The organism is Octadecabacter arcticus 238 (assembly GCF_000155735.2).
GTDB classification, from domain to species: domain Bacteria; phylum Pseudomonadota; class Alphaproteobacteria; order Rhodobacterales; family Rhodobacteraceae; genus Octadecabacter; species Octadecabacter arcticus.
Window position 1 is genome coordinate 4,719,809 of sequence record NC_020908.1, and the last position, 13,970, is coordinate 4,733,778.

At 54.5% G+C, this 13,970-nt stretch carries 11 protein-coding genes and 4 pseudogenes; 11 read left to right on the forward strand and 4 right to left on the reverse strand.

What is annotated here, in order from left to right:
* The first annotated feature begins 75 nt into the window (after positions 1-75).
* The gene (locus OA238_RS24430; protein WP_015497266.1) at positions 76-2,331 is read left to right on the forward strand and encodes an NADP-dependent malic enzyme; all 2,256 of its coding nucleotides are present in this window, start codon (positions 76-78) and stop codon (positions 2,329-2,331) included.
* A 16-nt stretch (positions 2,332-2,347) separates the two neighbouring features.
* Positions 2,348-3,214 (forward strand): ribokinase, encoded by an 867-nt coding sequence (locus OA238_RS24435; RefSeq protein ID WP_015497267.1) that lies wholly within the window; start codon positions 2,348-2,350, stop codon positions 3,212-3,214.
* Here the strand turns inward: OA238_RS24435 and msrA are convergent.
* Positions 3,204-3,869, reverse strand: a pseudogene (gene msrA / locus OA238_RS24440) (peptide-methionine (S)-S-oxide reductase MsrA). The gene OA238_RS24435 and the pseudogene msrA sit on opposite strands and share 11 nt — an antisense overlap.
* A 119-nt stretch (positions 3,870-3,988) precedes the next feature.
* On the opposite strand from msrA, the pseudogene OA238_RS24445 reads away from it, so the two are divergent.
* Positions 3,989-4,618: pseudogene (locus OA238_RS24445) on the forward strand (aminotransferase class IV); the annotation flags it as partial.
* Between the two features lie 25 nt (positions 4,619-4,643).
* Here the strand turns inward: OA238_RS24445 and OA238_RS24450 are convergent.
* Positions 4,644-5,654: an integrase core domain-containing protein gene (locus tag OA238_RS24450; RefSeq protein ID WP_015494941.1), complete on the reverse strand. Its 1,011-nt coding sequence runs from the start codon at positions 5,652-5,654 to the stop codon at positions 4,644-4,646.
* Between the two features lie 89 nt (positions 5,655-5,743).
* Between OA238_RS24450 and OA238_RS24455 the strand changes: the two are divergent.
* From OA238_RS24455 to OA238_RS35455, 3 genes and pseudogenes are all read left to right on the forward strand, one after another.
* A pseudogene (locus OA238_RS24455) lies at positions 5,744-6,037 on the forward strand (aminotransferase class IV); the annotation flags it as partial.
* A gap of 57 nt (positions 6,038-6,094) precedes the next feature.
* Positions 6,095-6,796: a sulfotransferase-like domain-containing protein gene (locus OA238_RS24460; protein ID WP_015497269.1), complete on the forward strand. Its 702-nt coding sequence runs from the start codon at positions 6,095-6,097 to the stop codon at positions 6,794-6,796.
* Positions 6,792-6,905 (forward strand): annotated as a pseudogene (locus OA238_RS35455) (DUF7282 domain-containing protein); the annotation flags it as partial. The gene OA238_RS24460 and the pseudogene OA238_RS35455, both read left to right, overlap by 5 nt.
* Positions 6,906-6,964: 59 nt before the next feature.
* On the opposite strand, the gene OA238_RS24465 reads toward OA238_RS35455, so the two are convergent.
* Positions 6,965-8,197: an argininosuccinate synthase gene (locus OA238_RS24465; RefSeq protein WP_015497270.1), complete on the reverse strand. Its 1,233-nt coding sequence runs from the start codon at positions 8,195-8,197 to the stop codon at positions 6,965-6,967.
* 52 nt (positions 8,198-8,249) lie between these two features.
* Positions 8,250-8,693, reverse strand: coding sequence for an NUDIX domain-containing protein (locus tag OA238_RS24470; protein ID WP_015497271.1), 444 nt, complete (start codon positions 8,691-8,693; stop codon positions 8,250-8,252).
* Between the two features lie 71 nt (positions 8,694-8,764).
* Here OA238_RS24470 and hslO point away from each other — a divergent pair, with 71 nt between their 5' ends.
* The 5 genes from hslO to OA238_RS24495 are packed head-to-tail and all read left to right on the forward strand — an operon-like array spanning position 8,765 to position 13,968.
* Entirely contained in the window at positions 8,765-9,778 is a 1,014-nt protein-coding gene (hslO, locus tag OA238_RS24475; protein WP_015497272.1) for an Hsp33 family molecular chaperone HslO, read from the forward strand.
* A complete protein-coding gene (locus OA238_RS24480; RefSeq protein ID WP_015497273.1) occupies positions 9,765-10,361 on the forward strand; it encodes a CoA pyrophosphatase in 597 nt (198 codons plus the stop codon). Before hslO ends, OA238_RS24480 begins: the two co-directional genes overlap by 14 nt.
* A complete protein-coding gene (locus tag OA238_RS24485; protein ID WP_015497274.1) occupies positions 10,358-11,512 on the forward strand; it encodes a CCA tRNA nucleotidyltransferase in 1,155 nt (384 codons plus the stop codon). Before OA238_RS24480 ends, OA238_RS24485 begins: the two co-directional genes overlap by 4 nt.
* Positions 11,509-12,081 (forward strand): LysE family translocator, encoded by a 573-nt coding sequence (locus OA238_RS24490; RefSeq protein ID WP_015497275.1) that lies wholly within the window; start codon positions 11,509-11,511, stop codon positions 12,079-12,081. Before OA238_RS24485 ends, OA238_RS24490 begins: the two co-directional genes overlap by 4 nt.
* Before the next feature lie 39 nt (positions 12,082-12,120).
* Positions 12,121-13,968: an ABC transporter ATP-binding protein gene (locus tag OA238_RS24495; RefSeq protein ID WP_015497276.1), complete on the forward strand. Its 1,848-nt coding sequence runs from the start codon at positions 12,121-12,123 to the stop codon at positions 13,966-13,968.
* The last annotated feature ends 2 nt before the right edge of the window (positions 13,969-13,970 follow it).

Genomic DNA, 13,970 nt, shown 5'->3' on the forward strand with positions numbered 1-13,970 from the left:
CCGCCCATTGCGGGGATCAAGCGGCGCCCCTATCAAGGTTCGGACGCAGGACCAGGAAATGGCGGAGAGTATCAGATGGCAAACACGAAAGTTACGCGCGAAGACGCATTGGCATTCCATATGGATCCGACCCCCGGAAAGTGGGAAATTCAAGCGACGGTCCCGATGACAACGCAGCGCGATCTGTCTCTGGCCTATTCCCCCGGCGTCGCGGTCCCCTGTGAGGCAATCGCTGCAAACCCTGAACTCGCCTACGATTACACCAACAAAGGCAACCTTGTTGCGGTGATTTCAAACGGTACGGCGGTCCTTGGATTAGGGAATTTGGGTGCATTAGGGTCGAAACCTGTGATGGAAGGTAAGGCGGTTTTATTCAAACGCTTTGCCGATGTGAACTCTATCGACATTGAGCTCGATACTGAGGATCCCGACGAATTCTGCAATGCCGTGCGCCTGATGGGACCGACATTTGGCGGCATCAACCTCGAAGATATCAAAGCGCCAGAATGTTTTATCATCGAACAACGCCTGAAGGAAGAAATGGACATTCCGGTGTTTCATGACGACCAGCATGGAACGGCCGTCATCTGCGCCGCTGGCTTGATCAATGCGCTGAAAATCTCTGGTAAGAAAATCGAAGACGTTAAGATCGTGCTGAATGGCGCAGGTGCGGCGGGCATCGCGTGCCTTGAATTGCTCAAATCAATGGGCGCGACCCACAACAACTGCATCATGTGCGACACCAAGGGCGTGATCTTTCAGGGTCGCACCGAAGGCATGAACCAGTGGAAATCTGCCCACGCCGCCGTAACGGACACCCGCACCTTGGCACAGGCAATTGATGGCTGCGATGTCTTCCTCGGCGTGTCTGCCAAGGGAGCCGTGACGCAAGAAATGGTTCAATCGATGGCACCAAACGCCGTCATCTTCGCTATGGCGAACCCCGACCCTGAGATTACCCCAGAAGAAGTCCACGCCGTTCGCAGCGACGTTATCGTCGCGACTGGTCGCAGCGATTATCCGAACCAAGTGAACAACGTTCTTGGGTTTCCCTACCTGTTTCGTGGGGCCCTCGACATTCATGCGCGTGCCATCAACGACGAAATGAAGATCGCTTGTGCCAATGCCTTAGCGCAACTCGCCCGTGAAGATGTGCCGGACGAAGTTGCGCTCGCTTACGGGCGAAAGCTAACATTCGGGCGTGATTACATCATTCCAACGCCGTTCGATCCGCGCTTGATACATGTCATCCCGCCCGCCGTTGCGCGGGCTGGTATGGACACCGGCGTCGCGCGACGCCAGATTGTCGATATCGAAGGCTATGAAGAATCTCTTAAAACGCGGATGGATCCCACGGCGTCCATCCTGCGCGGCATCAACGCACGTGCACGCGCAAATCAGCATACGATCGTTTTTGCCGAAGGCGACGATCCGCGTATCTTGCGTGCTGCGGTCTTGTATCAACGTTCCGGTTTTGGCCGCGCGCTCGTTGTCGGGCGGGAGGATGATGTCAAAACCAAGCTCACTCTTGAAGGGCTCGGTGATGCCGTTTCCGAACTGACGATCGTCAACGCGGCAAACACTGAACACCTCGATGAATATAAAGAATTCTTGTACAATCGCCTGCAACGCAAGGGCCACGACAGCAGCGACATTCACCGCTTGGCAAACCGCGACCGTCATGTGTTTGCGTCGTTGATGTTGGCCCACGGCCACGCCGATGGCATGGTGACTGGCGCGACCCGTAAATCCGCCCATGTGCTTGAGTTGATTAACCACGTATTCGACGCTGGCCCCCATGATGGCGCAGTGGGTGTGACGGCTGTCCTGAACAAAGGAAAGATCGTATTGATCGCAGACACATTGGTTCATGAATGGCCCGATGAAAACGATCTGGCCGACATTGCCGAACGCGGAGCCTACGTCGCGCGCCGTCTTGGGTTGGAACCACGCGTCGCATTCCTGTCATTCTCGACCTTCGGATACCCGATCTCCGAGCGGGCCGAAAAAATGCACAAAGCGACGAACGTGCTTGATGAGCGAAGTGTTGATTTTGAATACGAGGGCGAAATGACCGTTGATGTGGCGCTCAATACCAAGGCGCAAGAGGCGTATCCGTTTTCGCGTTTGACAGGGCCAGCCAATGTCTTGGTCGTTCCGGCGCGCCACTCTGCCTCGATTTCTGTCAAGTTAATGCAAGAAATGGCCGGAGCGACTGTGATTGGCCCGATCCTTGCTGGCATCGATAAACCGATCCAGATTTGCTCCACGGGCAGTACGGTGAACGACATCCTAAACATGGCCGTTCTCGCGTCGAGTACGGCAAGATAAACCGGAAAGATCAGCCATGACCATCTGGAACTTAGGCTCCATTAATGCGGATATTGTCTATTCGGTTCCGCACATCCCCAGCCCTGGTGAAACGCTTGCCAGCACAGGCCGCGCAGTTTTTCTGGGCGGTAAAGGTGCAAACATGTCCGTTGCCGCCGCCCGCGCCGCCGCCCGTGTTGCCCACATCGGCGCAGTTGGCGCCGATGGGCGCTGGGCCGTTGAACGGCTGCTGGAATACGGTGTTGATACACGCCATATCGTTGAAATCGATGTTGAAACAGCGCAAGCGATTATTGCGGTTGATACAAATGGCGAAAACATCATCATTTTGCACCAAGGGGCCAACGTCAAAATCCCTACCCACGTGTTAGAACAGGCACTAACGCAGGCCGAAACCGGTGATGCATTGGTTTTTCAGAACGAAACCAACCTGCAAGTGCAAGCCGCCTCACTCGCCGCAAAGATGGGTCTGCGCGTGGCCTATGCCGCCGCACCGTTTGACTCTGGCGCGGTGATGGCGGTGCTCCCTTACCTTGATTTTCTGATCCTGAACGAAGTCGAAGCCGCGCAGTTAAAAGACACGACTGGACAAGGCCCGCAAGATATTCCCGTCAAAGACGTCATTGTCACGCTCGGCGCAAAGGGTGCCACTTGGTTTGGCCCCGACGGTCCGATCAATGTTCCTGCCCACAAAGTGACGCCCATAGATACCACTGGCGCCGGTGATACCTTCACGGGCTACGTTCTTGCGGGTCTTGATCGGGGCCAACCCATGTTGCAAGCCATGCAAATGGCGTCCAAAGCAGCCGCAATCATGGTCATGCGACGGGGTACCGCCGACGTGATACCTGATTTAGCGGATGTTCAATCCTTTAGTGATTGATGAATGGTGCATTGCTGCCCCAAAGCTGTTCAACCCGCGCGTCACGTCCGCAAGCGTCACGATAAAACGCATAGGCCTCCGCTTCGGTCTTAATTCCGCGCCGTGTGACGACCCGGTTCTGACCTTTGTAATAGTCCTGATGGTATTCTTCCGCATCGGTGAACGTCGAAGCCGCCAATATCGGGGTTACGATTTGTTGTCCCAACTCTGATTGCGCGGCTGACAATGCCGCCTGTGCCGCTTGTTGTTGCGCCGTGTTAGATACGAAAATTGCTGTACGATAGCTGTCGCCACGGTCACAAAATTACCCACCGGCATCCGTTGGATCGACAGACCGGAAAAACAGATCATAAATCTGGCGGGCAGAAACTTGGTCGGCGTCGTAGCGGATTTCTACAGCCTCATAATGGCCCGTGCCGCCGCCGGTAACTTGGCTATATGTCGGGTTGGCCGTGGTTCCGCCGGTATATCCAGACGTGACCTCGGTTACGCCGGTCACTTTCTCAAAATCGCTTTCGACGCACCAGAAACAGCCGCCCGCGACGGTAATCGTCTGCATGTCGCGCGCCTCCGCTTTGCCAGCAAGCATCAATGTTGCTGCTCCAATCGCTGCCGCCAGCGCCACGGTCTTCAGATTTCGCATCATCGAAGTCATTTGGTGTCTCCCTTTGCGCTATCATCGCGTCCAACTCATCCACGCGCAATTCACTGGACCGTGTCCTCACGCGCTGTTTACCTCTTGGAACAATCGGCGCTGCGCCGTAGCGTCCCTGCATGACCGATAAAATCACCACCCACACCGCCGAAGACGATCCACGCAATCAGACCATTCTGATCTGGATCAACGGCACCTTGACCCCGCGCGCGCAAGCAACGGTAAGCGTTTATGACTCCGGCTTCATGCTCGGTGATGGTGTGTGGGAAGGGATGCGGCTTTATGATGGCAATTGGGCCTTCATGGATGAACATATCGACCGCCTGTTTGAAGCCGCAAAAGCCATTGATCTTGATATTGGTATGGATCGAAACGGTGTAATTTCCGCTGTGTTAGAGACGCAATCGGCCAATGCCATGCACACCGACGTCCACTGTCGGTTGATGATTACGCGCGGTATTAAGATATTGCCGTTCCAGCATCCCTCCCTCAGCCGGTCTGGCCCGACGATGGTTATTATCATGGAACATTCTATCCCGAAATTGCCGCGCCCTATCACTCTTGCGACCGTCCCGCATCAACGCGGTTTGCCGATGACACAGGACCCGAAACTCAACTCTCATTCCAAGCTCAATTGTATCCTTGCCTGCATCGCAGCTGAAAAGGCCGGCGCGGACGAGGCCCTGATGCTCGACGTTCATGGCTTCGTGAACACCACCAACGCCTGTAACTTTTTTATCGTTCGAAAGTGTATAGGTTCAGGTGTTTTGAGACTCACACGACTTTGGCCTGAGTGATTCGAATGTACTCCATTGGTGTCTTGCCTTTCAAGGCATGATGAGGCCTGAATGTGTTGTATTTATTGACGGCTTTTCGAAGTTCAAACCGCATCGCTCCTATGCTGTCGGCAATGAGATCACGACATGCATAGAACTCTTCGCGGAAGGTGCGGTTACCGCGCTCGACACCACCGTTGTATTTTGGCCTTGCTGGCGGCAGCACAATGAGCGGGATCTCCATCTGTTCGCACGCTGTCTCAAAATCGGCCATAAACTCAGACCCGCCATCGACTTGAATTGAGATGATCTTATAGGGAGCTATTTCCACGAGTTCTTGCAAAAACCGTTTGGCAGAGCGTGCCGTGGCATTCGAATAAACTTGCGCGTGGATATGCTTGCTACACCTCTCCCAGGCTTGAAAGTGTTTGCACGTGACGCCGTTCTTCGTGGCAGTCATATGATCGATCTGCACACGCTCGCCAACCACAATATCTTTGTAATCCCTATATTTCCATCCCTTGGCATGCCCCTTGGAAAAATTACGCTTGCGCTTTTGGGGCGCAGATCTTGATCGTGTGATCAGGCCTTTTTTCCTTAGAAAGCTCAAAATGCGCCCCACGGTGCTATCGCTCATGGTTTGCTTTTTGTCGCGACGCAAGATGGCCCCTATTTTCTCCTTACCGTAGGTTTCATTGTCGCGGCGGGCCTCAAGCACCAATTGCTTTTCTGCCTCGCCCCACTGTGACTTGTTGCAGCGTTTGGGAGCCTTTGAAGGCGGTATGATTGCCTGCGCCAAAACCTTCAAAATACGCTTGTGACGGTAATATGTCGCGCGCGAGATGCCGACGAATTCAGCGCACTTTGATAGAGAAACGCCCTCTGTACGTAAGTCGTCCCATTGCCGAACCTGACCTTCGTATTTGATACGGTACACGTCCAAACATTCTTGTGTCCGCGCCCAAGCATAAAGTTTATAAACGTTCTTGTGCAGTCCGATGATTTGCATATTGGCCTCGTGAGCTGGTTTCTTTCAATTCTCAGTCTCCGAGGTCGCCTAAATCTTGGCAACAAAATTTTGTCTCACATCTATCTGAACTTATTCAAAAGGGTGCGGTTTGGACAAGCACGGGCGATTATTGCATGAACGGAATCACCTGCCAAAAGGTGATCGATCTGTGCCGCGCGAACGACATCCCTGCGTATGAACACAACTTTTCGCTGGTCGATACATACGGCGCGGATGAAGCGTTTTTGACAGGAACCTTTGGCGCGCAAACTCCGGTCAGCATTATCGACGGGCGTCAGATTGGGACTGGTGACATGGGTCCGATCACAAAACAGATCCGCGACCTCTATAAGGCGCTGATTCTGGCTGAAACGGCGGGCTGAAGTTTTGTACAAACCATGCACCCCCCTGTCAGAGTTTTGTACAAATTCGAGTGAAACATGAAAATTGCCGTCTGGTCCGGCCCGCGCAACCTGTCGACAGCGCTTATGTACTCCTTCGCAAATCGCGCCGATTTCACCGCTATGGACGAACCGTTTTATGCCCCCTATCTAGCGGCATCTGGGCTGGACCACCCCATGTCGGATGCGATCCTAACGGCCCATGAAACTGGCCCGCAACTCGTGGCGACGGCCTGCGCGAATGACGGCGAGAAAGCGCATAAGTATATGAAACATATGCCACATCATATGCTGGACGGCTTCCCGTTGGACTGGACCAAAGACTGTGTAAACATCCACCTGATCCGCCACCCTGCCCGTGTCATCGCCAGTTACGCCGCCAAACGGGAAAACCCGACGCTCCACGACATTGGATATCCCCAGCAATTGGCCCTGTTTAAGCGGATTGGTGGGCACGTTGTCGACAGCTCCGAGATCCGACAAGATCCTGAAAAGGCTTTAAAAAACCTATGTTTGATGATTGGGGTTCTATTCGATTTCGCGATGTTGTCATGGCCCAATGGTCCCCGCTCCTTTGATGGAATTTGGGCGTCTCATTGGTATCGAGCCGTGCATCAAAGTACTGGTTTTGCGGGGCCGGAAGGGGATTTACCAGAGCTTACCGGACCGCATCGCGCCCTGTGCATTGAAACACTGCCCTACTATTGCGATCTTCTGTCCAACAAAACCACGCTCATCTGATACTGGTGGCATGGCGACCGGCGTATTTGAATACACGCTTGGCGCTATGGAAGACGGCCTAATCAAGCCCGATGGCAACCTCGTAATGACAGTTGTGACCGCCCAGTAACCTTTGTTCTTCACAAGTACCAAGCCCGGACCCCATCACTGCGCCCGGGCTTTTCTCTTTTATTTCAGCCGCTTATTACGTGCCGCCAGAAGCTTAAGCCGCAGCGCGTTCAACTGAATGAAACCTGCAGCGTCCTTTTGATCGTATGCACCGCCGTCGTCTTCGAACGTCACATGCGCCTCTGAATACAGCGAATGATCGGACCAACGACCAACCGTTCTGGCCGATCCTTTGTAGAGCTTTAGCTTCACGGTTCCGGTCACATGCTCCTGTGATTTATCAATCGCGGCTTGTAACATTTCGCGCTCAGGCGAGTACCAGAAACCGTTGTAAATCAGCTCAGCGTAGCGTGGCATCAGCTCGTCTTTCAGATGCGCAGCGCCGCGATCGAGCGTGATGGATTCAATCCCACGATGCGCCTCAAGCAGCAGCGTGCCACCGGGCGTTTCATATATGCCACGGGACTTCATGCCCACGAAACGACCCTCAACCAGATCAAGGCGACCACAGCCGTGATTTCCGCCTAACTCATTGAGTTTAGTAAGGATTGTAGCTGGCGACATCGCCTCACCATTGATCGAAACAGCATCGCCACGCTCAAATCCGATCTCTACAAACTCGGGCGTATCTGGTGCGTCTTCTGGCGCAACTGTGCGCTGATAAACGTAATCTGGTGCCATCTCTGCGGGGTCTTCAAGAACCTTACCTTCGGATGATGTGTGCAGCAGATTTGCATCGACAGAAAACGGCGCTTCGCCGCGTTTGTCTTTTGCGACTGGGATTTGATGTTCTTCGGCGAACTCCAGCAGTTTCGTGCGGCTGGACAAGTCCCACTCACGCCACGGCGCGATGACTTTAATATCGGGATTCAGCGCATAAGCAGCCAGTTCGAACCGCACTTGGTCGTTGCCTTTTCCGGTCGCGCCATGGGCCACCGCATCTGCGCCGACTTCTGCCGCAATTTCAACCAAACGCTTTGAAATCAAGGGTCTAGCGATTGATGTGCCCAGTAAATACAGCCCCTCGTAGACCGCGTTTGCGCGAAACATCGGGAAAACGAAATCGCGAACGAATTCTTCACGGACGTCTTCGATATAGATATTCTCAGGCGGGATGCCCATAAGCTCAGCTTTGACGCGCGCCGGCTCAAGTTCCTCACCTTGGCCGAGATCGGCGGTGAACGTAACGACCTCACAGCCGTATTCCGTCTGCAACCATTTCAAAATGATCGAGGTGTCCAAACCGCCGGAATAGGCGAGGACGACTTTTTTGGGTGCGGTGACTTTAGACATTGGCGCAAGGCTCCTGAGCATTTATCGCTCGCGGGTTACTCCGATTTCTGCGCTAGAGCAAGCTGGCCACGAACGTAGCGTCACCATCATTGGACAATAGGGCAGGGGCGTCGTTCATCGGAACCCAAACAGCGGTGTGACTGTCTTCCAAAGGGGGGCCCAAACACAGCGTCGGTCGCGACCAATAGATCGTACAAATTTTCTCCGCCCACATGTCGTAGTCCGGCATAAAAACAAAGCGTTTGTAGACCCCTATGCGACGCGGCTTGCCCATCCGCCAGCCGGTTTCTTCCATAACTTCACGATGCAGCGCCGGCAAGATTTGCTCACCCGCATCGATCCCACCACCCGGCAGTTGGATTTCAGGATGTTCGAGCCGTGTCCCGTCTTGCACCGTCAGCAGTAAATCATGCCCGCGTTGCAAGATTACGTAGGCGCCGGGGCGCGGCGTATAGTGCATGGCTGGGTCAACCCGTTCGCCGTACCGTTTGATCATGCCCTTTTTCCTCGCCTTGTGGCACCTATATGGACGCGGTATGCCAACCTTGGACTTGTTAGGAAACCCCAATGACTATTGCATCACACATCGCTTGGGATGATACCGTCCTGCCATTTCAGCTTGACCGGTCTGATATTCGTGGGCGCATCGCGCGTCTTGATGGCGTGTTGGACAATGTGCTGGCGCAGCATGATTACCCCCCTGCCATTGAGGCATTGGTCGCAGAGATGGCATTGTTGACCGCGTTGATCGGTCAGACGATCAAACTGCGTTGGAAGCTGTCATTGCAAGTGCGCGGCGACGGCCCAGCGCGCTTGATTGCGACAGATTATTACGGCCCAACGGCTGACGGCAAGCCGGCCCGCGTGCGTGCCTATGCCAGCTATGACAAGGACGCGATCGACCCGACTGGGCATCCGTTTAGTCAGGTCGGCAAAGGCTATTTCGCGATCCTGATTGACCAAGGCGAAGGCATGGTTCCCTATCAAGGAATCACACCAATTGCTGGTGGGTCATTGTCTGCCTGCGCTGAGGCATATTTCGCGCAATCCGAACAGCTGCCGACAGCTTTCCAGCTGACATACGGTAAGGCGTCTGTTCCAAGTGGGGCGGAATCGTGGCGTGCTGGCGGGATTATGTTGCAGGCGATGCCTAAGGCCTCCCCGTCCGTTGCAAGTGAGCCAGTGAGCGATGGTGGGTTGCTGACCTCCGCTGATATTCTGGATGATGACGAAGGCGAAAACTGGACCCGTGCCACTACGCTCCTGCGCACTGCCGAAGAAATTGAATTGATCGGCCCAACCGTGCAGCCAACCGAATTGTTGGTGCGCTTGTTTCACGAAGAAGCCCCGCGCGTGTTTGACCCGCAAACGGTTGAATTCGGTTGTTCGTGTTCGCCCGACAAAGTGCGCCAGTCCCTGTCGATCTATTCGGCCAAAGACATCAAACATATGACCACTGAAGAAGGCACAGTCACTGCTGACTGCCAGTTCTGCGGTTCGCATTATGTGTTTCAGCCCAACACGTTGGGGTTTGAAGCAACAGAAGGACCGGATGCAAAGGGATCGGATGCAAAGCCCTGAAGACCTGAAAAAGATGCTGCGTCGCTGTATTGAAAACGCAGCGACGTCGACGTCAGATTTCGATCTGAACCCAAGCGTGGTGCTGCCCGAAGGCCGTATTCTAAAACCAGCAGCCGTGTTGATCGCGGTGACGGAAAACGGGCAGCTTATCCTGACAAAACGCGCGGCCCATCTGAAACATCACCCCGGGCAGATTGCGTTTGCAGGGGGCCGCAGGGACGACACAGATCGCGATCTGACCCATACTGCCCTGCGTGAGGCAGAGGAGGAAATTGGCCTCAACCCAAGGTCGGCTACAGTTCTTGGTCAACTGCCATATCATGACACCATCACGAATTATTCAATCACGCCGATTGTTGCGATAGTGCCTTCGGATCTGACGTTTAAACCTGAACCGGGTGAGGTGGAAGAAGCGTTCACCGTGCCGTTGCGCCACGTCTTAACACTTGCTAATTATCGCATCGAAGGGCGTCATTGGCGTGGGCAAAAACGCTACTATTATACTGTCCCCTACGGCCCTTATTATATCTGGGGCGCCACCGCGCGTATCCTGCGCGCAATGGCTGAGGCGGTGGTCGAATGAAACTCTCGGCAAACTGGTTGAACTCGGATGCATCCAAGGCGGTGACAGGGCTGCTGGTGGACGCGGGATATGAGGTTTATTTCGTCGGTGGTTGTGTGCGAAACGCCTTGGTCGATATGCCCGTGGCTGACTTGGACCTTGCGACAAACGCGCGGCCTGATGTGGTCATGCAATTGGCAAAGGATGCGAGACTTAAGGTTATTGCGACCGGCATTGATCATGGCACAGTAACAGTTGTTGCTGATCATCGCCCGTTTGAGATTACGACGTTCCGCAACGATGTTGAAACCGATGGCCGCCATGCTGTTGTGGCGTTTTCCAACACCCTGCAAGAAGACGCTGTGCGCCGTGATTTCACGATGAACGCGCTGTATTGCGCGCCGGATGGTACGGTCATCGACCCTGTCGGGGGCATCCCTGATCTGCATGCGCGACACGTGCGGTTTATTAATGACGCTGATTTGCGCATCCGCGAAGATTACCTGCGTATTTTGCGGTTTTTCCGTTTCTATGCGTGGTTTGGCGACCCCGATCAGGGGATAGATGCCGACGGGTTTGCGGCCTGCGCCGCAAACCTTGATGGGCTGGAGGGCCTAGCAAAAGAACGGGTGCGGACCGAGCTTTTGAAAACCCTCCTTGCGCCAAACCCCGCACCTGCAATGGCGTCCATGGCAATGTGCGGCGCGTTGGGTCGTCTGCTTGCGGGTGCGGATGTGTCGGCCCTCGCGCCGCTTATCCATCTTCAAGAAAAACTCGGCCGCCCCGCACATTTGCACACGCGACTTGCCGCCATAAATCCCGGTGATGTTACATCGCAGCTGCGCCTCTCCAAGGCCGACACCCTTGAATTCACCCGTATCCGTGACGGCGCGTTGTCGGTGATTGATGCTGCACCTTTGGGCTACAATCTGGGTTCTGAGCTTGCGATCGAAGCGTTAATGTTGCGGGCGGCATTGTCCGGCGGCACCTTTACAAAGATCGATATGGACGCGGCGCAGTTTGGTGGTGCACAAAACTACCCCGTAACGGCCAAAGACCTGATGCCAACCTACGCAGGTCCCGCATTGGGTGCGCGCCTCAAACAGCTTGAAACGGCATGGATCGCATCCGGTTTTACACTGGTAAAGTCTGACCTTTTAGCACTCCCGTGACGGCGCTCGTCGGCTTTGTCTTCCTTGGCCTGTTTTCCCCCGGTCCGAATGTCATCCTTCTTACGACGTCGGGCGCACGGTTTGGTTTTCGCGCCACTCTGCCACATCTGTTGGGCGTGGCGCTGGGCGTTGGGTTTATTGCCTTCGTCACGGGCTTGGGATTGGGCGCGCTGATTGAGGCGTTCCCAACTTTGCGTATCGTTTTGATGATCATCGCGTCGTTGTGGATCCTTTCGATGGCGTGGAAGCTGTGGCATGCAAAACCGGTGCAAACACGCGACACCGATCGCCCTTTTACGTTTATTCAGGCGATCCTGTTCCAATGGGTAAACCCGAAAATATGGGCCGTTGCCACATCTGCATCCGCGATAATCGCAGACCTGTCACCGATGATGCAGGCGACAATGCTTGCCGTAACTTTCTCCGCCACAAACCTTTATGTCTGCCTATTTTGGACCTATGCAGGAAGCCTGCTAAGAACCCTCCTCGCGGACGCATCTAAGTGGCGGATTTTTATGCATATTATGGCCGTCGCATTGGCGATGTTTTCAGGACTGGTTTTCCTGTGACGTAATCCGGTCTATATCCGCTAGGGAAAGGAACTCGCCGTGTTTCGCTTCTTTGAAAATCTTGTTGACCCGTATGAGGCATATGCCGAGGACGACGTCCCGCCAACGCGCCTTTGGCCGTTCCTGTTAACCTACGTGCGCCCGTTCAAACTGGTGTTCTGGGCCGCTGGAATCATGTCCGTCATCGTTGCAACAGTTGAGATTTGGCTGATTTCCTACATGGGTCGTCTTATAGATATGATCGCACCCGGGTCCGAAGAATCCATGTGGGCTGACCATGGATTGGAATTCTTCTTTGTTGCGGTCTTCCTGCTCACGTTGCGCCCACTCTTGCAGATCATCGACGTTGCCCTTTTGAACCAGTCAATCATTCCGAATTTTGGGACTATCGTGCGTTGGCGCGCACATCGCCACGTGTTGCGCCAGTCTGTTGGTTGGTTTGAAAATGACTTCGCGGGCCGCATCGCCAACCGTATTATGCAGACACCACCCGCAGCCGGTGAGGTCGCGTTTCAAGCGTTTGACGCGGTGACATTCTCGCTCGCGTATATCATTGGCGCGGGTGTTCTATTGATGGGGGCCGATCCGCGGTTGTTGCTACCGCTGGTGATTTGGTTCGCGCTTTACATCGTCCTGATGCGTTGGACAGTTCGCCGCGTCGGCCCCGCGGCCAAGGCATCATCTGATGCAAGGTCCGAGGTCACGGGCCGCGTTGTGGACAGCTATACCAACATCCATTCCGTCAAAATGTTTGCGCACCATGATCGCGAAATCAACTATGCACGTGAGGCGATTGAAAACACACGTTCAGCCCTGCAACGCGAAATGCGGCTTTTCTCAATCATGGATGTATCGCTTGTCTTGTTGAACGGCATCTTGATTGTTTCGGTTGTTGGTTGGGCACTGTGGCTCTGGTCGGGCGGCTTAGCGACGGCGGGTATCGTTGCTGCTGCGGCGGCGTTAACCCTCAGGCTCAATTCGATGACAGGTTGGATCATGTGGGCGGTGACGAACTTGTTCCAAAATCTTGGTGTTATTTCTGAGGGCATGGAGACGATTGCCCAACCGATCACGCTGACCGATGCGACAGACGCCAAGCCACTGATGGTCCTAGGTGGTGGCTTGGAGATCCAATCTCTGAGCCATCATTACGGGCGCGCTTCCGGTGGGATCGACAAGCTATCCCTGACCGTTGCACCGGGTGAAAAGATAGGTTTGGTTGGGCGGTCCGGCGCAGGAAAGTCGACACTCGTTAAGCTCCTATTGCGATTTTACGATGCAGAATCCGGACGTATCTTGATTGATGGTCAGGACATTGCTGGGGTCTGTCAGGACTCCCTGCGGCAAGCGATCGGCATGGTACAACAGGAAAGCTCCCTCCTGCATAGATCCGTGCGCGACAATATTCTGTATGGAAATCCGAGTGCATCAGAAGCGCAGGTGATCGCAGCGGCAAAACAAGCCGAAGCCTATGATTTCATTCTTGATCTTGAAGACGGACAAGGTCGCAAAGGTTTTGATGCCCATGTCGGTGAACGCGGTGTGAAGCTGTCAGGTGGGCAGCGCCAACGCATCACGCTGGCGCGCGTAATCCTGAAAGATGCGCCGATCCTGTTGCTGGACGAGGCGACGTCAGCGCTTGATTCCGAGGTTGAGGCGACGATCCAGAAGACGTTGAAAGGCCTGATGGATGGCAAAACTGTCATCGCCATCGCGCACCGGCTGTCGACGATTTCGCAGATGGACAGGATCGTAGTGATGGACGGTGGCAAAGTCGTTGAAGACGGAACCCACGACACGCTGCTCGCGCTGAATGGGCAATATGCAGGCTTCTGGGCGCGTCAATCCGGTGGTTTTATCAGTACAGAAATTGAGGCCGCGCAATGATT